This is a genomic window from Streptomyces sp. NPDC020780, assembly GCF_044334475.1.
Classification (GTDB): Bacteria; Actinomycetota; Actinomycetes; order Streptomycetales; family Streptomycetaceae; genus Streptomyces.
On sequence record NZ_JBIRTB010000014.1, the window covers coordinates 1 to 24,842 of the forward strand.

The window sequence follows — 24,842 nt, forward strand, 5'->3', positions numbered from 1 at the left end:
CAATCCACACCGAACCGGAAGGCCCTCACCCGTTCAAGATCCCTCAGCCGAGACTTGGCTCACCCGTCCACAACCTCCCGGGACAGAACACCTAGCGCGCCACCTCAGAGTCCCGGGCACAGAGGCCACTTGAGACAACCTGTTCGCAACGACACGGCGGTGATCCAATCATCGACGCTTTGCCGGGTCGAGGGAGACCTCCGGCAGCCTGAGGGGGATGGATCTCTCCCGGGACGGCAAAGTGGGCACGCCTGTGAAGCGCGGGCGCGCTCTCCATCCAGCGGCAGAGAGAGTGAACGGCTCGGCAGGGGCAGCGGCACCTTCGCCACCCATTTCTCCTCCTGGGGCGTGGCACCCGGCAACTGGACCTTGACGCCATCAACACCCGAGCCGGTCACTTCGACGGGGACGGCCACGACGACCTGGCCACCTACTACGGGTACAGCGACGGTCGCGCGAAGACCATCCCCCCCTGCTCAGCTGGAACGTGGACAACGGCTGGACCTTCGCCAGGGTTCACATGGTGGAGCGCTGCAACAGCTCCATGCCCCTCTGCCCCACGGTCGACGGGCACGGCGGCTACCCCACCGGGGAGAACGCCTGGGGGCGGGACCCGGTTCGCCAGCCGAACCACCCTGAGGGGCTCGCGCAGCAGAAGAGCTGGGGAGCAGGCGGTGTGGAGGCCGACCTCCAGCTCACCAAGGACGGAACCAGCACGTGCCGACGCATCGCGGGCGTGGTTGCCGGAGGGGCCGGTTCCGGCTGCAGCCGAGCCCGTTCTTCATCCGAGCGATCTCCCCGCCCCCTGTCCCCTGTCCCCTGTCCCCTGTCCCCTGTCCCCTGTCCCCTGGAACGAGCTCCCAGCCGCAGCGTCACGCGGCCCATCGGACAGAACCTGGTTCGAGGGCTTCCGGACGCTCCGGCTCACTCCCGCTCAGCCAGGGCGAGCCGGAGCCGTCGCAGACCCGGCACGGGGCTCTGGTCCAGGACCGCTTCCCCGACCTTGCCGCTGCCGCCCGCATGAGCCGGAACGGGCTGGCCCTGGACCGCGCACCCCCATACGTCACGTGGGAAGACACCATCCGGCACAGTACGTGAACCGACGACCAGGTGAAGGGACCGGCCGCGAAAGGCCGCAGAAGCCGGCCTTCTGCTGCCGCAGCGGCGGACCCTTCGCGAGATCGCGGCGAAGGTGACGCCTCCTCTCCGGCGCGGTCGTTCAGTCCCGTTTGAGTACTCCGCTCAGTCCTGCTGCCACTGCCGTGGTCAGCACCCATCCGGCGCCGGAGAACAGCCAGAACCAATACAGTGCGCTGCCTGTCGGCAGCCATGCCTTCTGCTGTCCGAGGTCGACGATCGGTAGCAGGACGTCGAGAGTGTAGGTAACCGGGTGGAAGGCCGGGGCGGGCTTTCCTATGGCGATCATGTGGGCCGGGTGGGCGTGGTCGAAGACGGCGGTGCCGAGGGCAAGCAGGGCGAGCAGCCATAGGGCGGCCAGCCAGGTCCGGTAGCCGTAGCCGACGGTCAGGTAGAGCAGCCGGCTGAGAAGCCTTCCGGCTGGATTGAGCGTGCGGCGTCGGCGGCGATGTTTGTGGATTGCCACGAGCCGGGCGGCATCCTCCTGGCCGGCTTGGCGATACGCGGTGGCGAGTTGGTCATAAGGCTGCGGGGCGTACCCGGCCGGTTGCCGCTCCAGCCAGTTCAGTCTCTCCCGTACCGAGACGTGCTCGTTGATGAGCGCTGTGTAGGTCAAGCCGCGCAGGTCGATCTGGTCGGGCCAGGTCGCGGAGTCGTCGTAAAGGGTACCGACCTTCGCATGGCTGAGGTCGACGCGTCCGTCCGGTGAGTTCCGGGGGAGCAGGTACAGGGCCGGGGTGTTGAGTCGCTCGAAGTCGAGGGCGAGGTCGCCGGGGTTGGTGAAGGTGGCGTCGCGCAGATCGACCCGTGTACCGATGTGTGCCCCGTACAGGCTGAACTCGCCCCGCGCAGTGAAGCCCTGGCGCCCCGAGACCTGGCGATCGACCGTGAGCCAGCCGCCCTCCAGTGCGTTTCCGTCGGGGTTGTCGAGTTCGCCTCCGTCGAGGATGAGCGCCCCGAGGTGCGCTCCTCGCAGATCGATGCCACCGCTCGCGGTGAAGCCGTGGGTGAGTTGCGTTTCCTGTGCCACCTGCAAGCCGGAGGCGGTCAGAGCCCAGTCGCGGGCACGAGCGAGACTGGCTCCGGTAAGGGTGAGCGACCCGCCTATTTCGGCGCCTGCCAGGTGGATGCCGCCTTCGGCCCGGAGCTCGTCGGCTGTCATGCTCTGCGCCACATGAAGCTGGCCGGCGGCGAGGGCCGTGTTGCCGGGGTTGGTCAGTTGCGCGCCGGTGAGGACGAGGTCTCCGCTGATCCGGGCGCCGGTCAGGCAGACTTCGCCGCGCGCGGTGAAGCCTGCGTCCAGGCGCACATGGTGGTCGACGGTGAGCCGTCCAGCGTCCAGCGCGGTTGCGCCAGGATTGTCGAGTCGGGCCCCGGCCAGGGACAGCACGCCGCCGACCCGGGCGCGGGCCAGTTCGACCTCTCCGTGGGCGGTGAACCCGTGATCGAGCGCGAGGTCTGCGTGGACACACAGGTTCTCAGCGTGCAGCCCGGGCAGGTGGCAGCCGGTCATGCGGATCAGGGGGGCGGTCGCATGGGTCAGGACGACCGGCTCGTCCAGCCAGCAATCCACAAGCAGCAGCCAGCGGACGAGCATGGCGCCTTCCAGGCTGAGCGAGCCGGCGATCCGTGCGCCTGCCAGGCGGACCGGGGACCGCGCTTCCGTATCCATGAGCAGCCGGGCGACAATCTCGGCGCGTATGGTGCGCCCCGATGACCACGACGCGCCAAGGCCGGGCTCGTCGTCGGCGGCATCGCCGACCCGCAGGTCGACGGCCTGGCCCCGGGCCGCCGCACGTATGAACTGCTGCTCGGCTGCCGTCAGATCGTCCAGCATCGTCCCCCCAAGGCATCGGCCAACGAACCCTGGTGAGCGTATCCTTCCCCACCGGGCGGGAGACGCTTCAGACCACGATGTCCCGCCCCTGGTCAGGCCCGGGCCCGGTTCGCGGAGGTCGTGCGCATCGCCGTGGGTATGTAACCGCCGCCCTCCCTCAGGGGCCACCGACGGGTGTTCCGACCTGCTCGGGCCGCATCGGCAGGGGGCCGGGCGCGGACGAGCCGGTGCGGGCGGCCCCGGTGCGGGGCGGCCCGGCGATGACGACCCGGGGCGGAGCGCTCGCGACGGCCCGCGTGGGGGCCTGGTCAGGCGCGGTCCGGCTCTGCGCCCGGCTGAGCAGCAGGACGCCCCGGCCGGCGGCCGCCGCGCCGGCGAGCGCGGGAGCGAGGCCGACGGCCCCGCCCTGGAGGTGTTCGCCGAGCAGGACGAGACCGATGGCCGCGGCGGCGACCGGGTTGGCGAGGGTGACCACGGCGAGCGGGGCCCCGAGACCGCCGCGGTACGCCGTCTGGGAGAGCAGCAGGCCGCCCATCGCGAAGAGGGAGACGAGCAGCGCCACGGTCACCAGCCGCCAGCTGAGCAGGGAGCCGGTGCGGTCGGTGGCCGCGACCGTCAGTGTCTGCGTGAGCGCCGACGCCACGCCGGAGGTGATGCCGGACGCGGCGGCGTGCCGGAGTCCGGGGCGTGCGCCGGGACGGCCGAGGCCGGCGACGAGTGCCGTGGTCACCGCGCCGACGGCGAGGGCCTCGGCCAGGGTGAGCGTGTCGTGCGGCGGGGAGCCGCCCGCGGCGATCAGCAGGGCGCCGAGGCCCACCAGCGTGAGCAGGGTGCCGCGCCACTCCGTACGGCTGACCCGGCGCCCGGCGGCGCGGGCCCCGAGCGGTACGGCCGCGACGAGGGTGAGCGCGCCGAGCGGCTGGACGAGGGTGAGCGGTCCGTACTTCAGCGCGGCGACGTGCAGGAGTGCTCCGCCCGCGTTGAGGCCGACCGCCGACCACCAGGCCCCGCGGCGCAGCATGGGCAGGAGCCCGCTGGACGCTTCGGGCCGGCCGGCGAGCCGGGCCTGGGCCACCGCCGCCGCGGCGTAGGCGCCCGCGGAGACGAGGGAGAGCAGGACGGCTACGAGCGTGGCGTTGTTCATCCGCGCGCTCCCGACTGTGCGTAACCGCGGGTCGCACGCGTCCCGTGGGACGCGTGGGCCGGGATGACCGGGAGTGCCGCCGGTGCGGTCGGCCAGGGCAGAAGGACGGAGGCGTCCGCGGGGTGGGGCAGCCGGAGGGATGCGTAGGCGACCGAGAGCAGTGCGGAGACCACGAGGGCGTCGAGCCAGTAGTGGTTGGCCGTACCCACGATGACGAGCAGGGTGAGCAGCGGGTGCAGCAGCCACAGCACGCGCCATCGGGAGCGGGTGGCGACGATCAGCCCGACGGCGACGGTCAGCGCCCAGCCGAAGTGCAGCGAGGGCATCGCGGCGAACTGGTTGGCCATCGAGTCGGTGGCCGGAGTGGCTCCGTAGACCGTGGGGCCGTACACCCGGCCGGTGTCGACGAGGCCCGCCGCGGGCAGCATGCGCGGGGGTGCGAGCGGGAAGAGCAGGTGCAGGGCGAGCGCGGCTCCGGTGAGGACGGCGAGTATGCGGCGCGACCACACGTAGTGGCGGGGGCGCCGCCGGTAGAGCCAGGCCAGGAAGAGCAGGGTGGCCGGGAAGTGCACGCTCGCGTAGTAGGTGTTGGCCGCCTGCACCAGCGTGTGGCTGTGCAGGAGCAGGTTCTGCACGCCCCCTTCGCCGGGGAGGCCGAGGGCGCGCTCCAGGTCCCAGACGTGACCGGCGTTGCGGAACGCTTCCTCGACGTGCCCGTTCGCGGCCCGGCGGCCGAGTTTGTAGACGACGAAGAGTCCTGCGACCAGAAGGAGTTCGCGGAGCAGGGGCGGTCGGGCAGAGATGTCCGGCTCCCGGTCCGCAGGCTCGCTGCGGGCGTCCATCACCCGTGCCCCTTTGCTGACGAAGCGCTGTTTCGGGACCGGCATGGTCGGTCCATGCCGTATCGATACGCCAGTGTACCGATACGGAAGCGTATCGGTACACGTACGTATCGGTACACTGGCGTATCGGAGGCCCCCGTCGCAACGGCGCAGAGAGGGAAGCACATGCAGTCGCCCCGTCCCGCACAGGAGTCAGCACCGTCGCCACGCCGGTCGAAAATCACACCGGAGCGGGCGCAGGAGCTCTACTCGGCCGTACTGGAGCTTCTCCGCGAGGGCGGCTACGAGTCCCTGACCATGGAGGGAGTCGCGTCGCGCACCCGGTGCGGCAAGTCGACCCTCTACCGGCAGTGGGGCTCCAAGCCCGAGCTGGTCGTCGCCGCCCTGCACGGCACCCGTACGCCCCTGCTGGCCCACATCGACACCGGCACCCTGAGCGGCGACCTCCACGAGGCCGCGCGGGTCATCGACGCGGCCTCGAACCGCGACACGGCGCTGATGCACGCGCTGAGCCATGCCGCGCTGCAGAATCCCGGGCTTCTGTGCGCGCTGCGCGAGGCACTGATCGCACCCTCGATCGACGCGATCGACGCGATGGTGCGGCGTGCCGTGGAGCGTGGCGAGGTCGCGGCGGACAACCCGGCCGTGCCGTTCGTCGCCGCCCAGCTGCTGGGGGTCATGCGCGCCCGGCCACTGCTGGAGGGACGGTACGGCGAGGAAGGCTTCCTCACCCACTTCATCGAGTCCGCCGTTCTACCCGCGCTCACGGCCCCCCGCCCCGGGTCCTGATGAACGTGGGCCGTCGCCCGAGCGGATGACGGCGGCCCGCTCGCGCCGCGCCGTGGGGACGGGGTCGGCGCGCACCTCCGGCCGGTGGCTTCCGCGGAAGCCGCCGGCCGGCCGCGTCACGGAACACCACCCCGCGTTTTCGTCCTCTTGACGATATCCCTCAGCCTCCGTTATCGTCGCATTGACGAGAAAGAGGGGGTCCCCGATATGGCCGACATCACCCGGCGTTTCGGCAGGCGGCACCTGCGCTCCGCGCCGACCGCCCACATCCGCCACCACAGACGCGGCAAGCTCGTCCATGACGGTCCGGGGGCCAGCTTCTGGTTCCGGTCACTGACCGCGGCGCTCTCCGAGGTCCCGGTGGACGACCGCGAGCTGGCCATGGCCTTCCACGCCCGTACGGCCGACTTCCAGGACGTCACGGTGCAGGCCACGGTCACCTACCGGATCAGCGACCCGGCCGAGGCCGCCGCCCGGCTCGACTTCTCGATCGATCCGGACACCGGCGTCTGGCGCGCCGCCCCGCTGGAGCAGATCGCCACCCTGCTCACCGAGACCGCGCAGCAGCACACCCTGGACGTACTGGCCCGGACGCCGCTCGCCACCACGCTGGTGGACGGGGTCGCCGCCGTACGGGAACGCGTGGCCTCCGGCCTCGCGACGGAGCCGCGGCTGCCGGCCACGGGGATCGACGTGGTGACCGTACGTGTCGTCGCCATCCGCCCAGAGGCGGAGGTCGAGCGCGCCCTGCGCACCCCGGCCAGGGAACAGATCCAGCAGGACGCCGACCGCGCCGTCTACGAACGCCGGGCCGTGGCCGTCGAGCGCGAGCGGGCCATCGCCGAGAACGAACTCGCCAGCCGCATCGAACTGGCGCGGCGCGAGGAGCAGTTGGTCGACCAGCGGGGGACCAACGCCCGGCGCGAGGCGGAAGAGAAGTCGGCGGCCGACAGGGTGCGCGCGGAGGCCGAGGCCGGCCGCACGGTGAGCCTGGCCCGCGCCGAGGCCGAGGCGGCCCGGGAGGTCGGGGCGGCCCGCGCCGAAGTCCAGTCGGCCTGGCTGCGGGCCCACTCCGAGGCGGACCCCGGCACGCTGCACGCCCTGGCGGCGACCCGGCTGGCCGAGAACCTCCCCCGTATCGACAGCCTCACCCTCTCCCCCGACGTCCTCACAGGCCTGCTGGCCAGGCTCGGCAGGACGGAGCCGGGGGTGCAGGGATGAGCCTGGCGCCCCGGGCGGTGCTGGTGCACCGCAGGACCGAGTACGAGGAGCTCCTGGCGCGCCACGGGACGCACGGGCAGGCCGCGTTCTTCCTCTCCACCCGCGGCCGGTCCGTCGAGGAGGTGGCCGAGCGCCACGCGCGCACCCGGCGCGCGGTCGGCGACGTGGCCGCCGGCATTCCGCTGACCTGGCGCCGCACTCAGGTGGAGCGTGCGGATCTCGACCGCTTCCTGTTCGCCCCGCAGGACGTGGTGCTCGCGGTCGGCCAGGACGGCCTGGTCGCCAACGCCGCGAAGTACCTGGCCGGCCAGCCCGTGATCGGCATCGACGCGGATCCCGGTCGCAACCCCGGCGTCCTCGTGCGCCACCGGCCGGCCGACACTGCGGCGCTCTGCCGGGCGGCCGTCGCGCCCGGCGACCGGACGGAGGCGCTCACCATGGTCGAGGCCGTCGCCGACGACACCCAGCGGCTGCTCGCCCTGAACGAGATCTGTCTCGGGCCGCCCGGCCACGGCACCGCGCGCTACCGCATCTCCCCGGACGGCCCCTCCCCTGCCGGCTCCTCCCCGGCAGGCGGGGAGGCTCAGGCGTCCTCGGGTGTCCTGGTCGGCACCGGTACGGGCGCCACGGGCTGGCTGCGCTCCCTGTGGACCGAACGGGGCAGCACGCTGCGGCTGCCGGCTCCCGGCGATCCCCGGCTGCTCTGGTTCGTACGCGAGGCGTGGCCCTCCCCGGCGACCGGCACCTCACTGCTCGCGGGGGAGCTGGGCCGCGGGGAGGGTCTCGCGCTCACCGTCGAGTCGGACCGGATGGTGGTCTTCGGCGACGGCATGGAGGCGGACGCACTGGAGTTGACGTGGGGCCAGAGTGTCCGTCTCGGCATCTCCCCCACCTCGCTGAGCCTGGTCGTGTGAGGATGGCGAGGTTTCGTACGCCCGTCCCCGACCAGCCGGGAGCAGAGCAGCGACATGACCACCGACTCGACTCACCCCTCCACCCGCAACACCCGCCCGCCGCTCGCCCAGGCCGCCTTCGGGGTGGGAGTGATCGTGCGGGACGGGGAAGGCAGGATCCTCCTCGGCCGGCACCGCGACGGCACCTGGGAGCTTCCCGGCGGCAAGATCGACCCGACGCACGAGTCGGTGGCGGCGGCCGCCGCACGTGAGCTGCGCGAGGAGACGGGACTGCGGGTACCCGAGGACTCCGTACGCGTGTTCGCCATGCTGCACGACGTGGCGGGCGGTATCAACCGGATCAGCATGGCGGCGCTCGTGACGGCGGAGTCGGTGGACGCAGAGGTCACCGAGCCCCACCTCATCAGCGCCTGGAAGTGGACGGCTCCGGAGGAGTTGCCGGATTCCCTGTTCGACCCGTCCGCCCAGGTCCTCGCCGCCTGGCGCCCGGATCTCGGCATCCGGCATCCCCCGGCCCACCACCTGCCCATCGGGTTCCCCGGAGGCACGGGCCTATAGTCCGCGACACTGCCCTACAGCGATTAATCGTTTGCCTAAAGGCCATAGGCAGGCCTAGCCTCGCGGACATGAGAGCAGTGAGTGAGCAGGACATCCGCGCGTCGTTCGTCAACTGTTCGAAGGGCGAGGCGAAGCGTCTGCCGCTGCCCCGTGACCTCGACGAGCAGCCGTGGGACGACCTGGACTTCCTGGGCTGGCGCGATCTCTCCGCGCCCGACCGGAGTTACCTCGTCACCGAACTCCACGGTGAGCTGACCGGCGTGACGCTCCGCTTTCCGTCCCAGCAGCGCGGTTTCCTGCACCGCAGCATGTGCTCGGTCTGCCTGACCACACATCCGGGCAACGGCGTCTCGCTGATGACGGCCCGCAAGCGGGGGCAGGCCGGCCGGGACGGGAATTCGGTCGGCATCTACCTCTGCACCGACCTCGACTGCTCTCTGTACGTGCGGGGCAAGAAGCTCCCGGCCTCCGGTCGGCGTCTGGAGGAGTCACTGACCGTCGAGCAGCAGATCGAGCGGACGAGGAGCAAGCTGTCCGCCTTCCTGGACACCCTCGCCTCCTGACTGCGTCGCCTCCTGACGGCGTCGCCGCCTCCGGTGCCGCAGGCGGCGAGATCCGGTACCCACGGCGGCTGCTGCGGTACGGCCCGGGGCGTCCGGGGGACGGCGCAGCCCCGGCGACGATCACGGCAGGGCCACCGGTCGCCGTCGGCGGCACGGTGTCCGTCCGGGTGACCGGCCTCCCGGCAGGGCGCTGCTCAGCGTCCCACCCGACGGCCCGTGTACCCGAGCCGACGCGAGGAGTCGGTGGACCGGGCACGTGTCACCTCGGCGTATCCGCCCCGGTCGTCACCACCGTCGGCGCACGGCGGCTTTGGCGCCGGTCACCAGGCTCGCCGGCGGAACGTCGTCGGCCACGACCGCACCTGCGGCGACCACGGCATCGCGGCCGATGCTGACGCCGGGAAGAATGGTGGCCCCGGCACCGATCCACACGTTCTCCGCCACGTCGATGGGCGCGCCGGTGAGGTGCAGCCGCCGCTCCCCGGGATCGACCGGGTGGCCACTGGTGATGAACGTGACCTTCGGCCCGACCATCACGCGCTCGCCGAGCCGGATGCCGGCGTAGTCGAGGAACGTGCAGTTCTGGTTGATGTACACGCGCTCGGCGAGGTCGAGACGGAGACCGTGGTCCGTGTAGAAGGGCGGATAGATCGTGACTCTCGCCGGCAGGGGCTTGCCGAGGATCTCCTCGAACAGTTCCGCCTTTCCCACTTCGTCCTCGAAGGGCATGACGTTCAGGCGGGAGGTGAGCTCCGTGACCCGGAGGACCCTCTCGGCCATCGCCTGGAACTCGGCGCCGTGGATGGGCATGAGAACGTCGCGGGACATGCCGCGCCCCTTTCTGTGTTCGGGTGACCGGAGAGGACTCGTCGGGCGCCGGTGAGTGCCGGCCCGGGCAGCCGGGGCCGGGTCATCGTCGTCGTGGTGGGGGTTGACGAGCGTGCGCGGGGTCGCTCGCGAGGTCGCGGTCGCCGGGCCGTGGTGTCGTCGCCCAGGTGGGGAGCCAGACCGGCCCGGGGAGCCGCGGGAGACTTCGCAGGTGGGTGAGGACTGCACGGAGTCCCGGGTGCGGGTTCGTCTTCGGGAGGAGGAGGGAGAGCGGGTAGGCGAGGGTCGGGTTCGCGAGGGGGATACGGCGCAGGTCGTAGGTGGCCGGCCAAACGTACCGGTCGCGTGAACCGACGAGGGTGGCCACGTCCGCGGAGTCCGCGAGGGTGTCCAGGAGCACTTCGTCCCCGAAGTGCGGGCCTGCCGCGTCCACGCGCAGGTCGAAGTCGGTGGCGAGCTGATCGTAGAACTCCGACCACTCGCTTCCGGGTGCGATGCCCGGCACCCAGATCCGGTGCTTCCGCAGCTGGGCCGGCGTCAGTTTCCGTGCGGTGGCGAGCGGGTGTCCCGGGCCGACGAGGAGTTCCAGCGGGGAGTCGAACGCGTGCGCCATCCGTACGTCGGGAGGCAGTGCGGCCGGGTCGGTGACGCTACGGAACGAGGCGTCGACGTCGCCCGCCTCGACAGCGGCGACCGCCACGCGTGGGTCGGTGACCCTGAGGGTCACCACGTCGAGATCGACTTCGGGATGCGACCGCCAGTAGTCGTGCAGAACGACGGCCTGGGCGCTGCGCAGGCCGAGTACGTCGATCCGAAGGGCCCGCGAGCCCGGCCTGACCGCCGCGACGGCACGCTCGACACCCGCGACGACGCTCCGCGCGTGAGGGAGGAACGCCTGACCGTCGATCGTCAGCTCGACCCCCCGGGCGCCCCGTGAGAACAGGCGCACGTCCAGCTCGCGCTCCAGGGCGGCGATCCGCTTGGAGACCGCCTGCTGGGTCACGCCCAGCTCAGCGGCCGCACGGTGGAACTGTCCGAGCTCGGCCGCCCGGACGAACGATCGCAGCGCCTCGGTGTCCATGGGTTCACTGTAGGGGCGCACAACCGATCGTTGTGGCTCGCGGAGAGGTGGTTGTCGACCGCGGGGAGACCGGCTGTCGCGGACGGAGCGGGGACCCGGGTCCGGTCGAGCGGGCCCGGGTCGCGGCCGGCCTCAGCGCACGGCGATGCCAGCTTGCCCGTGGTGCGGCCCGTCTCCCCCAGGACGTGGGCCCGGGCGCCTTCGGCGAGGGGGAAGGTGGCTGGAACTGCCTCTGCCGCTGGAAGAACTGGCCGCGCATGCGGCGATGAGCACCCGTACCTTCGCCCGGCGCTTCCGGGAGGAGACCGGTCTGAGCCCGGGCCGCTGGCTGACCCAGCAGCGCCTGCGCCGGGCACGGCACCTGCTGGAGTCCAGCGACCTGCCGGTGGAACGGGTCGCCCACGAGGTCGGATTCGCCACCGCGACCTCGCTGCGGCGGCACCTGGCGGCGGAGGCGGGGGTGGCCCCGTCGGCGTACCGGCGCACCTTCCGCGCCTCGGGTCCGATCACGGGTGACGTCCGGGCAGAGGACAGAAGCGAGGGCTGAGCAGGCGCCGCACGCTCCGGTCCACGAGCGCCGAGAGCGGGTCCGCGGACACGGAGAAGGGATCCGCGGTCGCCGGTGACCGCAGTCGCCGGTGAACGCGGTGGACAGGGGCACGACGGTTCGGCTCGACGGTTCGGCGCGGGGGCCGCACGGGGTGGAAGTGTTCCGCTGGGACGGGGGTCCGTCCGCGGGGGCGGCGGTCAGCGGTCGGTCGGCCTGACGAGCCCTGCCACCAGTTGACGCGCGTACGCGGTGTCGAGCCCCTGCGGGCTGAAGAGGATGCGATACATCATGGGGGCGACGACATGGTCGAGAACCGTCTCGACGTCGGGCGCGCTCTCCTCGCGGTCGGCTGCGCGGCGGAGTATGACGTCGATCTGCTCGGCTGCGTAGGCCGAGCACCGGCCGGCGTTACTTCCGTCCGGGTCGCCGAGGAGGGCATCGCGGATGTAGGCGCGGCCCGTGGGGGCGGACATCTCTTCCAGGAACTGCTCGGCCCAGCCTTCGAGATCGGACTTCAGGCTTCCTTTGTCCTGCGGTGCCGCCTCCGGACGCAGTCGCTCCACCGCCACGTCGGACAGCAGCTCCTGCAGGTCGCCCCAGCGGCGGTAGATCGTCGACGGGGTGACCCCGGCGCGGGCGGCGACCAGCGGGACGGTCAGTGCGTCCCGGCCCACCTCCGCCTCGAGTTCACGCACGGCGGCGTGCACCGATGCCTGCACCCTGGCGCTGCGGCCCCCGGGGCGCACCATTGTCTTTCGGCTCATGAGACCACCTTAAAGCAAATGCGTTGCTTCAAGGTGGCGCTCCCCGGTTAATGCACCGATGGCTGGTGCACTCGTGGCCGATGCCCCCTTGGCTGGTGCACCCCTGGCCGGCCCTCCCCTGGTCCCTGCTGGCGCCACGCGGCCGCTCGTCACAACGGCGCGAGACGGCCCGCGGGCCGCGTCTGCTCGTAGGCGTGGCCGACCCGCAGCAGCAACGGCTCGCCGAGGGGGCGGCCGAGCAGCTGCATGCCGATGGGCAGGCCTGTCGCGTCGCGGCCGACCGGTATGGACAGGGAGGGCATCCCGGTGATGTTGGCGGGGGCCGAGAGGCGCACATAGGCGTCGGAGACGCTCTCGGAGAAGCCGTCCGGCCAGGTGATCACCTCGTCGCCGACCTTCACCGCAGTGGCCGGGACGGTCGGGGCGGCGACCACGTCCACCTCTTCCATCAGGCGCCCCCAGGCCTGGCGCATGAGGGCACGCGAGCGCTGGGCCCGCAGATAGTCCCCGGCCGGTATGAGCTCGCCGGCTTCGAGAAGGACGCGCACGTCGGTCCGGTACAGCTCGGGGACGGCCCGCAGGGTGCGCTCGTGGTAGGCGGTGGCCTCCGGCACCATCAGGCCCCATTGGGTGGCGTGGACGTAGCGCGCCATGGGGATCTCGACCTCGGCGAGCTGTGCGCCGAGCCCCTCGAGTTCGGCCATGGCGCGCCGCACGGTGGCCTCCACCTCCGGGACGACGTGGTCGAAGTAGTAGGTGCGCGGGACGCCGACGCGCAGTCCGCTCAGGTCCGTGGCACCGTCCGGCCGGTAGGTCTGGCCGGAGGTCACGAGGGACGCGGGATCACGGGGGTCGTGGCCGGCCAGGGTGGTCAGGACCAGGGCCGCGTCCTCGACGGTGCGGGTGATCGGACCGACGTGGTCCAGCGACCAGGACAGAGACGTGACGCCGTGGCGGGGGACGAGGCCGTAGGTCGGCTTGAGCCCGACGACGCCGTTGAGCGCGGAGGGCACCCGGATCGACCCACCGGTGTCGGTTCCCAGCGCGAAGGTCGCGGCGCCCGCGGCGACGGCGACGGCTGACCCGCCGCTGGAGCCGCCCGCGACCCGCTCCTGGTCCCAGGCATTGCTGGTCTGCGGAGTGGTCAGGCCGTAGGCGAACTCATGCGTGTGCGTCTTGCCGATCAGGACGGCGCCGGCAGCGGCCAGACGGGCGGCGACCGTGCTGTCGACCTCCGCCCGATGGTCGGCACGGACCTGTGAGCTGGCCGTGGTGGCCGATCCGCCCACGTCGATCAGATCCTTCAGCCCCATCGGGATGCCGTGCAGCGGGCCGCGCAGGCGACCGGCAGCGACCTCCTGTTCGGCCTCGCGGGCCGACCGGCGGGCCTGGTCCGCGATGACGGTGACATAGGCCTCCAGACGCGACTCGACCTCCTCCACGCGGTGGAGGACGGAGTCCACCAGCTCGACAGGAGACAGGGCCCGCGCCCGGATCGCCTCAGCGGCCTGGGCGAGTGAGAGTTCATACGGCCGCATCGCCCCTCCTCTCCTCGGCGCGGTAGGCGGCGGCAGGCGGGGTGTCTCCGAAGTCCAGCTCCCGCAGGACCGCGACGACGGAGTGGATGTGGTTGGCCGTGGCGGCCACCGCGGCGTGCCGGTCGGCCGGGATCCGGAGCCCGGCGCGGTCGGCCCAGAGGGCCGCCTCCGGCGGGGTGAGTTCGGCAGCGGACATGAGCGTTTCTCCCCTGATCATGCGGGAACAACGAGGCAACCCCACACCAAAGGCAAAGGGTTTGCTTTAACTGACCTTAGGGCCTACCGTCCCTTAAAGCAAACCCATTGCCTTAACGGGAGGAGTTCCATGTCCGGCGCAGCGTCAGACCCGGCCCCCATCCACACCCCACGCACTGCCGAGAACGCCGCCGTTCCGTCCTGGAACGTGGGCACGGTCACCGTCCATCGCATCGACGAGACCCTCCTGCCGCCCGCGACCGGCCCCTGGCTGCTGCCGGACGCCACCACGGACCTGGTCGGGCAACAGGACTGGCTGCGGCCCCACTTCGCCGGCCGCGACGGAGTCCTGCACCTCGACAGCCACAGCTTCGCCCTCACCACCGGCGGGCAGCGCATCCTGGTCGACACGGGCGTCGGCAACGGCAAGGAGCGGGCCAACCCCGCCTGGCACCAGTTGCGGACCGACTTCCTCGAGCGCCTCACCACCGCCGGTTTCCCGCCGGACTCCGTGGACCTGGTGATCCTCACCCACCTGCACGCCGACCACGTCGGCTGGAACACGCGGGAGGTGAACGGCGCATGGGTCCCCACGTTCCCCCGTGCTCGCTACGTCACCTCCCGCGTCGAGCGGGAGTTCTGGGCGGCGTACGACATGGAGGAGGCGCGCGCGCAGATGTTCCGCGACTCGGTGATCCCCGTCGAGGAGGCGGGGCTGCTCGATCTCGTCGACGTGCCGGCCGAGGGGGTCGAGATCGCCGCGGGTCTGCGCCTGCTGCCCACGCCCGGCCACACCCCCGGCCACCTCGCCGTCGAGCTGACCAGCCGGGGCGAGACGGCCCTGATCACCGGGGACAGCATCCACCACCCGGTCCAGTTCGCCCACCCGGCCATCGGCGCGTGCGTCGACATCGACCCCGGGCGGTCCGAAGCCTCGCGCCGCGCGCTGCTCGGTTCTCTCGCCGACACGGACACCCTGGTACTCGGCACCCACTTCGCGCCGCCCACCGCCGGCCGCGTGATCCCGCACGCGGACGCCTACCGACTCGTACCCGTCCCCGCCACTTCGTGGACGGTCCGGCGTTGACCGCGGCACCACTGGCAGGACGTACTGGATCTCGTCGTGGAGAAGGGCTGGAAGTGCCCCTACTCCGATAGAGAGAAGGTACTCCCCCTGCCCCGGGCAGAGGCTGCACTGTCTCCACCAGCGGAACTGAGTGCCCGAGTTCGTGGAGAGTGCGGAGCAGCACCCGGTTCAGCCTCCGAGGCGGTGTGCAAGGTGGAGCAGATCTGCCAGGTGCAGCGCCCGTCCGTCGAAGCGTGGGAGGGGGACATGGAGCGGCCGGGTCCAGCGGGTGGGGATGGCATCCAGCCCGTAGTACGCCCCTGCGAGGCCTCCGGTCACCGCGGCGACGGTGTCCGTGTCACCGCCGAGGTCGATCGCGCGCGTATCGCGTCTTCGAAGCTGGTGGTGGTGCGCAGAGCCCAAACGGCTGAGCCCAGGCAGGGCCAGACGGCATCGTTGAACTCGGTCGCCTGATCGGGGTGCCAGTCGGGCGCGAGGACGGTGGCGTAGCGGCTGCGGTGGTCGGGGTGGACAAGGGCCAGGATGTCCGGGAGCGCGGCGAAGCGGTCGGCGTCCTCGAACGTGAGGCGGATGAGTTCGTGGAAGATCGCGGTGCCCTCCCAGGCCGCGCGGTCGCCGTGGGTGAGGGCGGCGATGCGGTGGGCCGCATCCATGGTGGCTTCCTGGCCGGCGGGTGCGAAATGGACCGCGGACGTAGATGCCCGCATCAAGGAGCCGTTTCCCGCTGCTCGTCGGTTGATTTGGAAATGAAGCGGGGCGGCGAGGTCCCAGGGCATGCCGTTGGTCAGGACGTCTTCGGTCTGCAAGCCGATGTCCTTCGGCTCCGATACCGCCCACCGCTGGAAGCGGGCGAAGATGTCCGGCAGATCCAGTCCGCTCCGCTCCAGCAGTGACTCCGCGACCAGGACGGCCATCTGCGTGTCGTCAGTGGCCTCGCCGGGGTCCCAGCCACCGCCTCCGCACATCTCGCCACCGGCACCGGGCACGGGAAACCGTGCGGAGAACGCTCCTGGGGGGCCAAACTCGAAGGGGGCGCCCAGGGCGTCGCCCACCGCTGAGCCGACGACCGCGCCGGCCGCTCGCCGCATCCGCTTCATTCGTGCAGGGTATCCGCGCCGTACCAACGGCCGCACGGACCTGCTGGGTTCTTCGACTCCCCGAACCATCGGAGGCGAACGCTCTCGTCTGCGGAGGCACACCGCCTGAGACACCCTTGACTCTGAGACACCCGTACAGGTCACATGACGGCGTCGCCCACTGCCTCGACGCCGAGCGCGGCTGGGTAATCTCCGGAAAGGCCGGGCCAAGATCGGTGCCGCGCCTGGACTGGAGGTACGGCTTGGGGCGGTGAACACGAGGACGCCGAACCCCTCCGCTTTCTGCTCGAACAGCACCGGTCGTGCCCCGGGCGGCGGCAGAGCCGTCACGGAGCGGGCCGGTATCGGCTCGACCGGCGGTGGGAGGTGCACTCTCCACACCTCGCGCCCCGCCCGCCCACGCCCCGTGCGGCCAACGGCCGACCAGCAGCGCATCGAACGGGCGGTACACGGTGGATCCAGCCTCGACCGATCGCGGGCCCGCGGAGTGTCGGCAAGCCCAGGCTCGCGCGCCGCCGGGCATGCGCGCACCGGACCGGGCACCTGCCACCGGTCCACACAGCGCGGCCGGGGCCTCCGGTCTGAGCCCTGAGCAGCCGCTGGCTGTCAGACCCCGCGCCTAGGCTGTCCGCAGGGTTTCGATCAAGGAGCGGGGCAGTGCGAATAGAACGTCACCAGGTGGGCGGAGCCGTCGTGTCGGCGGCACGTGAGGACTTCACGAACCGCATCGGGGGTCAGGTGCGGTCCATGTCGCGGGCCGGCGAGATGGCCACCTACGAGTGGCAGTCCATCGCCGACGAGTTTCTCGACTACCTGGGCGCCCTGTCCGTCGAGACGCCCAATCTCGACACCGCGGAGGCCGAGGCCGCCCTCAAGGACGCCTCCGAGGCCGCGGCCGGCGCCGTCGCGTACGCCGCGTACCACCCGCACTGCAGCTTCAGCGTCTTCCTGGAGTACGTGAACTTCGGCATGAGCTACGACCCGGGTGGGGAGGCGGCCGAGGAGAGCGTCACGCCCGGGGAGTGGATCGACGCGCTCTGCCTGTCGGTCATCAGGGACAAGGCCAAGTGGCACGGTGACGGATTCACCTTTGCCCGGGAGAAGTTCGCCGAGCAGGCGAAGGGAACGCCCATCGGGGAGCTCGCCACCGGATTGACGGCCGTGGCCCTGGAGGACGCCGGCGACGGGGAGTACCCGCCGAGCGCGCAGGCCAAGCTGGCTGCCGTTGACGCGGCTCTGGACCGGATCCGTGCGCGTGCGGCGGAGACGGGCGAGCCGCTCCTGGAGCACCCGGACGACTTGGCGCTGCGCACGCTGCGGGCGCTGGCCGCCGAGGAGCGGCAGGCCTTCGACGCAGCACTGGCCGAGCTCCTGGTCGGGTACAGCGCCCTTCACGGTCCCACCGCCTCTCCGAGCAGTCTTCTGCCGCTCGTGCCCATAGCCCTGGCCGCGATCGCGTACCGGACGCTGGGCTGGGCGCCTGCCGTTCACACCGACTACCTCCCGCACGCGCTGGTCACCGGCTTCGAGACCCGGGGCCCGCGGGTTGGAGGGTTCGGCCGGGACCGGCGGCCGGACGCGGTCGCCGCACTCGCCGCCGGCCCGCTAGTGGTGGAGCGGCCCGCTTGCGAGCGCGAGGGGATCGCGCGGATCGAGACCCTGTACGAGAAGCATCTGCGGGAGGCGTTCGCCCCCGCCGACGGGGAGCCCCTCGCCGTCTGGCGCCTCGGCAGCGTGATGGACGACCAGGAGCGGCTCTTCCAGTGGCGGGCGGGGAATCCCGGTGACCACCTGGACGCCCAGCTCGCCACCCTCCGGCTGGCCTCGCGCGCGGGGGCGGCTCTGTTCCGTATCGCCTTGGCGGAGCCGGGCACCGAGGTCGAGGTGAACGTCGACGGCAGCACGCTGCGCTACCAGGCCGAGCGCGGCGACGATGCAGGACCCCGGCGCTGGGAGAGGGCCACCGCCTTCGCCCTGATCACCGGCGCACGCGAGGACCTGGCCCCGCTGGTCCTCACCGGCCCCGCCTTCGCCCCGTTGGAGGGCTCCGCCTTCACCGCGTACCGCGAGGCCCTCCATGCCTATCTGAAGGGCGCCGAGCCCGAAGCGGCCGCGCAGCGGGCCCTTGAGGAAGCCGAGAAGGCCAAGGACTGGGGCTTCGCGATGCCGCCAGCCGTGCTGCTCTCGCAGCTCGTGGACGGCGACGAGGAGAGCTTCAACCTCGCCCTGGCCGACGCACTCGAAGCCCACCGGGCGTATTACGAGGTCGCCGACCGCTCCGAATCTCCGGAGGTCTCCGTCAACCTCGACGTGCTCGCGCTGGCCTGCCACGCCCGCCGTCGCGGCTGGGCCATCCGCGTCGAATCCCCCTACCTTCCGCAGGAACTCCTGCAGGCTGCCGAACCCTTCTGAAGTGAAGCCCTAAAAATGATCGAGGGCCGGTATCAGATTTCTCCGATACCGGCCCTGACCTGCGACTTTCTCCAGTCAGGACGACAGGATTTGAACCTGCGACCCCTTGACCCCCAGGAGTGGGGTCAAGGGTATTTTCTGGATATAGCGGACTAGGAGGTCCGTCGTGCGCCGTCGCGCACATCGTGTGGTCCCCATCTGGTCCCCACAAGCGCAAGTAGGACCGGCGGTTGGAGTGAGCTTGGACGGACACGATGACAGCACCTGGTCCGCACCTGGACCTCCGGCCCGAAGGCGACATCTTCACCTGGAACTCCCTCACAGCTCACCACGAGCCCGCTCGTCTACGACGAGGCGTCGTCCAGCCGCAATGTCACCCATGTGGAGCCGACCAGCTTGAGGAACGCCTCGCCACGAGCCCCTGACACTTCGGCCACTGAGTGGGCCAGCCGCAGGACGGCGGCCGCATCAGCCGTGGCGAGCACGTCCAGCTCCTCGAGTATCAGCTGGTAGTCGCACGGCAACGTCCCCACTTCGGAGACGAGAACGCGCTCGGCAAAAGAGGCCAGCACGTCCACGGCCGACTCTCCGGGCCGTAGCCGGTGCCTGCTCCAGAGTCGTTCCACCTCGCGCACGTAGTAGTCGCGACGCTTGGGGTGCAAATGTAGGCCGAGATCCGCGGCGACCCTGGCAACGACGGCCTGGACGCTCTCCGACACCTTCGCATGCCATCCCCGCCGGAACGGCTCGCTACTCCGGCCCGCGGCGGCCAGCTTGTAGAGGGCCTCGATCGCTTTGTTGAGCGATGCCATGAGAGCCTGGCCGCAGGCAGCCCAGTCGTCCTCGCCGGCAGGCTCGTGTCCGCCGGAGGAGGCCCGCGTCCACGCCGCCCACCGTGCGGTCGCCTGGGCGTTGTCCGTATGCTGCCGAGCCGTACGCAGGTGATAGATCAGGTTGTCGAAGTCCCAAGCCGCCCCACCGGTCCTGCGATCACCGAGCAGGAACCCGATGTCCAGCTTCCACTTCTCGCGCCACAGCTTGTACGCGGCGGAGACGAGACGCTCGAGGTCGCCCTCGCTGCGCACGTGGGCCGGCCACGCGTCCGGCGCGGGGATGTGCAGCTCTTCGCCCGTGCAGAGCCGCCTGTGCTGAGACAGAGTAAGACACGACCGCTTGAACCGTTCCAGCTCATTGTGCATCAGGTGTCCGTCTCTCCCCTCGGTACGCCGCACGGATGGGATCTGCGAGTGCTCCTCGCATGTTGAACGCGATGTGGAATGAGGGAAGGATGTCTCCCTTCCTGCGGAAGTCCGTGACCGAGAAGCGCTGCGGAATGAAGGGGACTTCGATGCGGAGCTGGTCCACCCATGCGATGCCCCGCCTGCCGTCCGGAGTCGCCCAGACAACTCTGCCGGTGAACAGCGAGGCCCTGCCGTCACTCCCCGAGGCGAGGTAGGTGGAGACGATACGGGACGACAAGTCCTGGGATTCCCGGTCGAGCCTGCGGAACACCTCCTCCGAGGCCCGGTAGGAACCGAGGTGGAAGAGGCTCAGACCACGCAAGAAGTCCAGTCGATAGCGATCGAAGTCGCCTGCGACAGGGATGGCGTCGGCAATGCGCAGGCACTCGTTCCAGTCCGCCTCCGTGAAGGCGAGCACTTGGCGTTCACCGCGCAGGAACGGCTTTCCGGTCTTCAACTCCCAGAAGAGATCGAGCAGCAACCGCGAGCAGCGCCAGTCAGCTCGGACCTCGATTGACGCGCGCAACAGGGACTCGACCGCCACCTTCACGCCTTCCGGCCCGCGTCGTGCGGCCGATCGGGCCAAGAAGTAGTAGGCGGCCGGATCGTTGTTCTCCGTCAGCGCCGCGAGATGCTTCGCTTCCAGGGCCTTGTCGTTGAGCATGCGCGCCATTTCCACGCGCCGCTGGTCGTACGTAGCACGCTGGGCGGGGCTAAGCGTGCCCGGATCGATCGAATCCAGGGACGCCTGGGCGTTAGCAAGTAGGTCGATCCGTGTCTCCTCGGAGAGCACACCCGTCTCGACTGCGCGCCGCGTGGTCCATGCCACGACGTCCACCGGATAGACATTCTCCGGGTCGTACGCCCTCGCCGACAGCGCCGCCCGTGTCACCTCGCTCATCAGTGCCGAGATGGCGGACGCGTTCGACGGCTCGCCGCGCTGTGACAGTTCGAACACCTGGGCACCGTCGGTACTCGCAAGCTCCACGAGCAAGTTGAGTCGCGAGCGCGGAGAGGCGTCGGCCTCCTCGATCGTGACTTCGAGTAGGCGCTGTACGTGACGGAGTATCTCAATTCGTTCGGCTGAGCTGCTCACATTGTGCTTCTGCGCCCACAGCACGTGCTCGCGGGTCAGGTTGGCTTCCAGCAGCACCAACCTGTGATGTGCCGGACCGCGCCCCTCCCGCAGGTGTACGAACGCGTTGGCGAGGTCAAGATAGTGCTCCGCGTAGCGGGTCGAATCCCGGGACTGCGGGCCCATCCCTTCCATCAGGTCGACAATGAATTGGACCTCTTCCCCTCCCCCACGGGTAGGCACGGGCCGCAGGTTCTCGATCATCTGGCCCGTGACCTCAACCTCCGTGCGGACGTTCAGGTCCTCACGGGCCAGCAGTTCGGCTTCGAGCTGTGTTCGCGCTCCCAGGTACTGGCTGCCCCTCTCGTCCTCGGTCCAGCGGAAGATGTCGAAGTTTCGTACCAGTTCGACGATGCGGCTCGATCCTTCCCGGCCGAGGATGCGCAGCACGAGTTCCAGCGGTACGAGGAGACCTCTGCGCCCCGCGACGAGCACCATCGAGGTGAGCCGCTCGGTGGAACTCCTCTCCTCAAAGGAGAGGTCGATGAGCTCGGCGTGCGGGCGCTCCGAGGGCGCCAGCGCGTCGATGTCGAACCCGACGTCGGCCAGCGCCTGCGCGATCGCCCCGAGGCGGGACGAGCCGGTCTCCTCGGTTGTCTTGGACAGCTTCTCCAGGCCGATCTCGGCTTCGCGCATCTCCATCGTCAAGCCACGGCGCAGACCGCGCTCCGTCTCCGGCAGCACCCGGTAGAGCAATGCGAGGAACGAAGAGTCGAGTTTCCCGCCGATGTCACCGGGAACCTGGACGGCGAAGGCAGGGAGCCAGTCCTTGACTCGCGCGACCTCGGCCTTACTAAGACCCGAATCGACACGGATGACTTTCTTGACGTGCTGCGGGGGGAGATAGCTGCTTCCGACGATGAGTACGCGCCGGCCCCTGGAGCGCAACTGCCTTTGCAACGTGTAGTACTCGTCTATGTCGACCATGCCGTCCCAGACGAGCAATGTGGGGATCGCGTAGTTCTCGTCGGCCCAGGAAGCGAAGGCGTCGATGTCAGCGAGCGTCGGCCGGTCCCCGCGGCGTGACCGGTGGAGAACGGCGGCCTGACCGGAGCGTGCCACCTGCAGAGCGAGCGAGCACAGCGCTATGGTCTTGCCGGTCGCGGTCTGCCCGGCGATGACGATGGGTTCCGGCATCGACAACTCATCGAGACTGCTCTTCACACGCCTGAGCAGAACCTCTTCGAAGTCCCGGCGCAGGTTGTAGCCGCTCGCCACCGCCTTCCAGGGCGGAGAGCCCTCGCTCGCCCCAAGAAACGTGCGGAAGCGCTGGTACTTCAGGGCCGACGAGGCGGATGGGAAGGGTTCCAGCAGCTCGTTGTCCACCGGGCGCGCTGCGCCAATCACCCGGTTCCACGTGTTGACGTCCACCTCGGCGAAGCCATCGCCGACCGGGATGAGTCGCTGCCCTGCCATCGCCCGGCCAGCCGACATCCGCTGGAAGCGACCTGACGTTTCCAGTTCGTTCAACACGGCGCTGAAGGTCTCGCTGTGCGCGACCAGCATGCCCCGGTCGATCGCGGCACGTACGAAGGTGTCTTCGCGCAGGGCCTCCGTCACGGAAAACAGGTGGGCCTGCCCCGGCTGCAGGCGGTTAACGAAAGTGAAGAGCTCCTGCGTCGTCAGCCAATCACCCGGCCGATAGCCCTCGATCACGATCACGCCGCGTGGAGTGACCAGCGTCTCGGCCAAGACTTGGAGCATCTCAGCGGCCCGCGCCTTGGACTCGAGCTCCTGGATGACGTCCGTCGGTGGCCGCTCCTCCTCGGGCAACCCCACCCCGCCGAAGAGGTACCGCACCTGCATTTCGGTGGCACTGCGTGGATGCCGTCCGAGGAACGCCTGGGCGGTCGGAACAACTCTGCGCCACTCACTGACGAACACGTCCGGCAGGGATGAATCGATCCGAGAGGTGAAGACGCCGTTCCAGGGATACTGAGCGGCCTCGCAGAGCCACTCCGGCGGCTCGACAGCGCGGACCTCCCGGTCGAAGCGCTCGTACTCGGCCGCCGCGTTGTCGCTCAGCGGCTCCACAGCGCTGGGAATGACCGAGCGCCCGGAACCTGAGGCAGCGTGAAACTCCTCCAACGTCTGCCCCAGCAGCATGAAGGCAGGGCCCGTCACGAGCCTGGAGAGCAAAGTTTGGATTGAAGATTCCATACATGCTCAGAGTAGCGCAGACCGCCGCGCTAACCTCGAAGTTTCGTGACGGTCCGCCGACGGAGTCGGTGGACCGTTTTCGTCCCGTGGGGCTGAGGCTGTGCAGGCTGAGGGCCCGAGTGTCGTCTCGGGTGGACGCCGGGTTCCACTGATCCGGGTGGTGCCGGGCTGTCGTAGGGACGGGGAATCCGCTGGTCAGCCGGGTTCGGCAGGAGTGCGAGCCGGTCGAGGGCTGCGGTGATGTGACGGGTCCAGGGCCAGTGCCGGGCGAGGCGGAGGATCCGCCGACGGCCGGTGGTGACGAGCTGTCCGGCCGTGGTGAACAGGCGGAGCCGCAGGCGGCGGGGTTCCCAGAGGCGGGCCTTGCCGGTCAGGGCGAGCATCGGCATCCAGGCCAGCAGGTCGAGCGCGATCTGGACGATCTCCAGCCAGATGCGGTTCTGGGCCGTGCGGTGCAGAGGGAGATTCCGCAGGCCCGTGGCCCGGGCCGCCCGGATGCGGTCCTCGGCCCGGGCCCGCAGCCGGTGACGGAGCTCGAGTTCGGCGATCGGCCGGCCCGAAGTGTTGGTGGCGAAGCACGTCAGCCGCATGCCGTCCGCATCGGTGAGCCTCAACTGTGCCCCGGGGTGCGGTCGTTTGTTCCTGACGATCAGCCGCATGACCTTGGGCCAGCCGTCCTGGACGTCGCCGGTGAGTTCGGCGACCAGGCGCCGTCGCGGATCTCTCCGTCCGTTTCGGCGGCCGCCGTCCAGGCCGATGCCGGAACTTTCAGCACGTGCTGGTGGACCTGCTCGGTGACCGTCATGCCGACCGAGTAGGACAGCCACCGTCCTCGCCGGGGCGAGCCAGGCGACGAAGTCGTGGGTGCCGCCCGCGGAGTCGGTGCGGATCAGGGTCCGGTGCCCGCGCCGGTACTTCTTCGGTAGCTGGGCCAACGCCAGTTGGGTGGCGGTGATGTGGTCGGCCGCCGTGTTCGAGCCCGCGTTCCCGGGCCTGAGCAGGGCCGCGACCGGTTCACCAGTGCCGCCCGGCCCGTGGTCGACGAACCCCATCAGGGGGTGATGCCCGTAGGTCCGCTTCCAGGTCGGGGCCGCGTCCTCCTTGTCCGAGTGCGCGATCACCAGCACCCCGTCGAGATCGACGGTCACCGTCGCGCCCGCATCAGGCGCTTCCCCGCCGGCCAACCGCCAGACCCGCCCGCGCGCTTCGGCCCGCGCGGCACGGATGGCCCCAAGGGCTTTCTCCCCGGAGGCTGCGAGGGTGTCGATGAGTCGGGAGACCGTCGGGTCGGAAGCCACCGGCCCGAACACCGCCGGCTCGGCCCGCAACATCCCGGCATCCGCGAGGCAGTCCCCGCCCAACGCAACCGCCAGCGCCACGTCCAGCAGGATCTTGCCCGGATCGTGCACCGCCCGAGCCTTCCGCCACGGCGCCAGCGCCGCTGATATCGCGGTGTCCAAACCGGCCTTGCGAACGGTCTCGACCAGCAGCACACCCCCGGCCTGCGAGACCACCGCCCGGCCACCACCCTCGATACGGACACGCGGGTACGACCCGATACTCTTCTTCACCTGAGAAGTGCCTCCGGCTGGAGCAGGAACAAGGACCTCGAAAATCCTCATTCTTGCTGGTCAGAGGCACTTTTCGCTTACCTGACCACCCGTCGGACAGCCCGCTTCACGTAGGGTCGGGGGCTGGCGCGGTGGCGTAGTACGTACGCCCCGTTTCCAGCCCCCGCCACATCGAACC

Annotated in this window: 18 protein-coding genes and 2 pseudogenes; 8 read left to right on the forward strand and 12 right to left on the reverse strand. The window is 70.4% G+C overall.

Features of this window, described 5'->3' with window-relative positions:
• Positions 1–1,219 precede the first annotated feature (1,219 nt).
• From ACH4VO_RS24775 to ACH4VO_RS24785, 3 genes are all read right to left on the reverse strand, one after another.
• On the reverse strand, positions 1,220–2,974 hold the full coding sequence (locus tag ACH4VO_RS24775) for an oxidoreductase (protein WP_360996859.1): 1,755 nt from the start codon (positions 2,972–2,974) through the stop codon (positions 1,220–1,222).
• Between the two features lie 157 nt (positions 2,975–3,131).
• Positions 3,132–4,118, reverse strand: a complete 987-nt coding sequence (locus tag ACH4VO_RS24780) for a hypothetical protein (RefSeq protein WP_360996861.1) — start codon at positions 4,116–4,118, stop codon at positions 3,132–3,134.
• On the reverse strand, positions 4,115–4,960 hold the full coding sequence (locus ACH4VO_RS24785) for a phosphatase PAP2 family protein (RefSeq protein ID WP_360996966.1): 846 nt from the start codon (positions 4,958–4,960) through the stop codon (positions 4,115–4,117). Before ACH4VO_RS24785 ends, ACH4VO_RS24780 begins: the two co-directional genes overlap by 4 nt.
• A gap of 165 nt (positions 4,961–5,125) precedes the next feature.
• Between ACH4VO_RS24785 and ACH4VO_RS24790 the strand changes: the two genes are divergently transcribed.
• The 5 genes from ACH4VO_RS24790 to ACH4VO_RS24810 all read left to right on the forward strand — a co-directional run bounded on the left by ACH4VO_RS24790 (position 5,126) and on the right by ACH4VO_RS24810 (position 9,005).
• On the forward strand, positions 5,126–5,749 hold the full coding sequence (locus ACH4VO_RS24790; protein WP_360996862.1) for a TetR/AcrR family transcriptional regulator: 624 nt from the start codon (positions 5,126–5,128) through the stop codon (positions 5,747–5,749).
• 207 nt (positions 5,750–5,956) lie between these two features.
• The gene (locus ACH4VO_RS24795; RefSeq protein WP_360996864.1) at positions 5,957–6,970 is read left to right on the forward strand and encodes an SPFH domain-containing protein; all 1,014 of its coding nucleotides are present in this window, start codon (positions 5,957–5,959) and stop codon (positions 6,968–6,970) included.
• Entirely contained in the window at positions 6,967–7,884 is a 918-nt protein-coding gene (locus ACH4VO_RS24800) for a hypothetical protein (RefSeq protein WP_360996866.1), read from the forward strand. The genes ACH4VO_RS24795 and ACH4VO_RS24800 overlap by 4 nt, the downstream gene beginning before the upstream one ends.
• A 54-nt stretch (positions 7,885–7,938) precedes the next feature.
• Positions 7,939–8,442 (forward strand): NUDIX domain-containing protein, encoded by a 504-nt coding sequence (locus tag ACH4VO_RS24805; protein ID WP_360996868.1) that lies wholly within the window; start codon positions 7,939–7,941, stop codon positions 8,440–8,442.
• 68 nt (positions 8,443–8,510) lie between these two features.
• Positions 8,511–9,005, forward strand: a complete 495-nt coding sequence (locus ACH4VO_RS24810; RefSeq protein WP_360996869.1) for an FBP domain-containing protein — start codon at positions 8,511–8,513, stop codon at positions 9,003–9,005.
• A gap of 285 nt (positions 9,006–9,290) precedes the next feature.
• Here the strand turns inward: ACH4VO_RS24810 and ACH4VO_RS24815 are convergent, their stop codons facing one another.
• Together ACH4VO_RS24815 and ACH4VO_RS24820 are read right to left on the reverse strand one after the other, a co-directional pair.
• Entirely contained in the window at positions 9,291–9,833 is a 543-nt protein-coding gene (locus ACH4VO_RS24815; protein ID WP_360996871.1) for a DapH/DapD/GlmU-related protein, read from the reverse strand.
• Positions 9,834–9,915: 82 nt separating this feature from the next.
• The gene (locus ACH4VO_RS24820; RefSeq protein WP_360996873.1) at positions 9,916–10,914 is read right to left on the reverse strand and encodes a LysR family transcriptional regulator; all 999 of its coding nucleotides are present in this window, start codon (positions 10,912–10,914) and stop codon (positions 9,916–9,918) included.
• Between the two features lie 169 nt (positions 10,915–11,083).
• On the opposite strand from ACH4VO_RS24820, the pseudogene ACH4VO_RS24825 reads away from it, so the two are divergent.
• Positions 11,084–11,461, forward strand: a pseudogene (locus tag ACH4VO_RS24825) (helix-turn-helix domain-containing protein); the annotation flags it as partial.
• A gap of 200 nt (positions 11,462–11,661) precedes the next feature.
• Here ACH4VO_RS24825 and ACH4VO_RS24830 read toward each other — a convergent pair.
• The 3 genes from ACH4VO_RS24830 to ACH4VO_RS24840 form a co-directional block, all read right to left on the reverse strand.
• A complete protein-coding gene (locus ACH4VO_RS24830) occupies positions 11,662–12,228 on the reverse strand; it encodes a TetR/AcrR family transcriptional regulator (protein ID WP_360996875.1) in 567 nt (188 codons plus the stop codon).
• A gap of 149 nt (positions 12,229–12,377) precedes the next feature.
• Positions 12,378–13,766, reverse strand: a complete 1,389-nt coding sequence (locus tag ACH4VO_RS24835; protein WP_360996876.1) for an amidase — start codon at positions 13,764–13,766, stop codon at positions 12,378–12,380.
• Positions 13,753–13,962 carry a hypothetical protein gene (locus tag ACH4VO_RS24840; RefSeq protein ID WP_360996877.1) on the reverse strand — a complete coding sequence of 70 codons (210 nt, stop codon included), beginning with the start codon at positions 13,960–13,962 and terminating at the stop codon, positions 13,753–13,755. The genes ACH4VO_RS24835 and ACH4VO_RS24840 overlap by 14 nt, the downstream gene beginning before the upstream one ends.
• 129 nt (positions 13,963–14,091) lie before the next feature.
• On the opposite strand from ACH4VO_RS24840, the gene ACH4VO_RS24845 reads away from it, so the two are divergent.
• Positions 14,092–15,048 carry an MBL fold metallo-hydrolase gene (locus tag ACH4VO_RS24845; RefSeq protein ID WP_360996878.1) on the forward strand — a complete coding sequence of 319 codons (957 nt, stop codon included), beginning with the start codon at positions 14,092–14,094 and terminating at the stop codon, positions 15,046–15,048.
• Positions 15,049–15,216: 168 nt separating this feature from the next.
• Here ACH4VO_RS24845 and ACH4VO_RS24850 read toward each other — a convergent pair.
• Positions 15,217–16,145 (reverse strand): annotated as a pseudogene (locus ACH4VO_RS24850) (ADP-ribosylglycohydrolase family protein).
• Positions 16,146–16,802: 657 nt separating this feature from the next.
• On the opposite strand from ACH4VO_RS24850, the gene ACH4VO_RS24855 reads away from it, so the two are divergent.
• Complete coding sequence (locus ACH4VO_RS24855; protein WP_398441398.1) at positions 16,803–18,557, forward strand: Imm49 family immunity protein; 1,755 nt, start codon at positions 16,803–16,805, stop codon at positions 18,555–18,557.
• A gap of 344 nt (positions 18,558–18,901) precedes the next feature.
• Here the strand turns inward: ACH4VO_RS24855 and ACH4VO_RS24860 are convergent, their stop codons facing one another.
• The 3 genes from ACH4VO_RS24860 to ACH4VO_RS24870 are packed head-to-tail and all read right to left on the reverse strand — an operon-like array spanning position 18,902 to position 24,664.
• Entirely contained in the window at positions 18,902–19,756 is an 855-nt protein-coding gene (locus tag ACH4VO_RS24860; RefSeq protein ID WP_360996879.1) for a hypothetical protein, read from the reverse strand.
• Complete coding sequence (locus tag ACH4VO_RS24865) at positions 19,746–23,093, reverse strand: hypothetical protein (protein ID WP_360996880.1); 3,348 nt, start codon at positions 23,091–23,093, stop codon at positions 19,746–19,748. The genes ACH4VO_RS24860 and ACH4VO_RS24865 overlap by 11 nt, the downstream gene beginning before the upstream one ends.
• Positions 23,094–23,122: 29 nt before the next feature.
• Positions 23,123–24,664: an IS1380 family transposase gene (locus ACH4VO_RS24870; RefSeq protein WP_360996881.1), complete on the reverse strand. Its 1,542-nt coding sequence runs from the start codon at positions 24,662–24,664 to the stop codon at positions 23,123–23,125.
• Between the last annotated feature and the right edge of the window lie 178 nt (positions 24,665–24,842).

Bases quoted from the DNA above. Each gene is read 5' to 3' on its own strand.
- ACH4VO_RS24805 (WP_360996868.1), top strand. From the start codon at position 7,939: ATGACCACCGACTCGACTCACCCCTCCACCCGCAACACCCGCCCGCCG.
- ACH4VO_RS24840 (WP_360996877.1), bottom strand. From the start codon at position 13,962: ATGTCCGCTGCCGAACTCACCCCGCCGGAGGCGGCCCTCTGGGCCGAC.
- ACH4VO_RS24820 (WP_360996873.1), bottom strand. From the start codon at position 10,914: ATGGACACCGAGGCGCTGCGATCGTTCGTCCGGGCGGCCGAGCTCGGA.
- ACH4VO_RS24835 (WP_360996876.1), bottom strand. From the start codon at position 13,766: ATGCGGCCGTATGAACTCTCACTCGCCCAGGCCGCTGAGGCGATCCGG.
- ACH4VO_RS24800 (WP_360996866.1), top strand. From the start codon at position 6,967: ATGAGCCTGGCGCCCCGGGCGGTGCTGGTGCACCGCAGGACCGAGTAC.
- ACH4VO_RS24790 (WP_360996862.1), top strand. From the start codon at position 5,126: ATGCAGTCGCCCCGTCCCGCACAGGAGTCAGCACCGTCGCCACGCCGG.
- ACH4VO_RS24830 (WP_360996875.1), bottom strand. From the start codon at position 12,228: ATGAGCCGAAAGACAATGGTGCGCCCCGGGGGCCGCAGCGCCAGGGTG.
- ACH4VO_RS24865 (WP_360996880.1), bottom strand. From the start codon at position 23,093: ATGGAATCTTCAATCCAAACTTTGCTCTCCAGGCTCGTGACGGGCCCT.
- ACH4VO_RS24810 (WP_360996869.1), top strand. From the start codon at position 8,511: ATGAGAGCAGTGAGTGAGCAGGACATCCGCGCGTCGTTCGTCAACTGT.
- ACH4VO_RS24795 (WP_360996864.1), top strand. From the start codon at position 5,957: ATGGCCGACATCACCCGGCGTTTCGGCAGGCGGCACCTGCGCTCCGCG.
- ACH4VO_RS24785 (WP_360996966.1), bottom strand. From the start codon at position 4,960: ATGGACGCCCGCAGCGAGCCTGCGGACCGGGAGCCGGACATCTCTGCC.
- ACH4VO_RS24845 (WP_360996878.1), top strand. From the start codon at position 14,092: ATGTCCGGCGCAGCGTCAGACCCGGCCCCCATCCACACCCCACGCACT.
- ACH4VO_RS24780 (WP_360996861.1), bottom strand. From the start codon at position 4,118: ATGAACAACGCCACGCTCGTAGCCGTCCTGCTCTCCCTCGTCTCCGCG.
- ACH4VO_RS24775 (WP_360996859.1), bottom strand. From the start codon at position 2,974: ATGCTGGACGATCTGACGGCAGCCGAGCAGCAGTTCATACGTGCGGCG.
- ACH4VO_RS24815 (WP_360996871.1), bottom strand. From the start codon at position 9,833: ATGTCCCGCGACGTTCTCATGCCCATCCACGGCGCCGAGTTCCAGGCG.
- ACH4VO_RS24860 (WP_360996879.1), bottom strand. From the start codon at position 19,756: ATGCACAATGAGCTGGAACGGTTCAAGCGGTCGTGTCTTACTCTGTCT.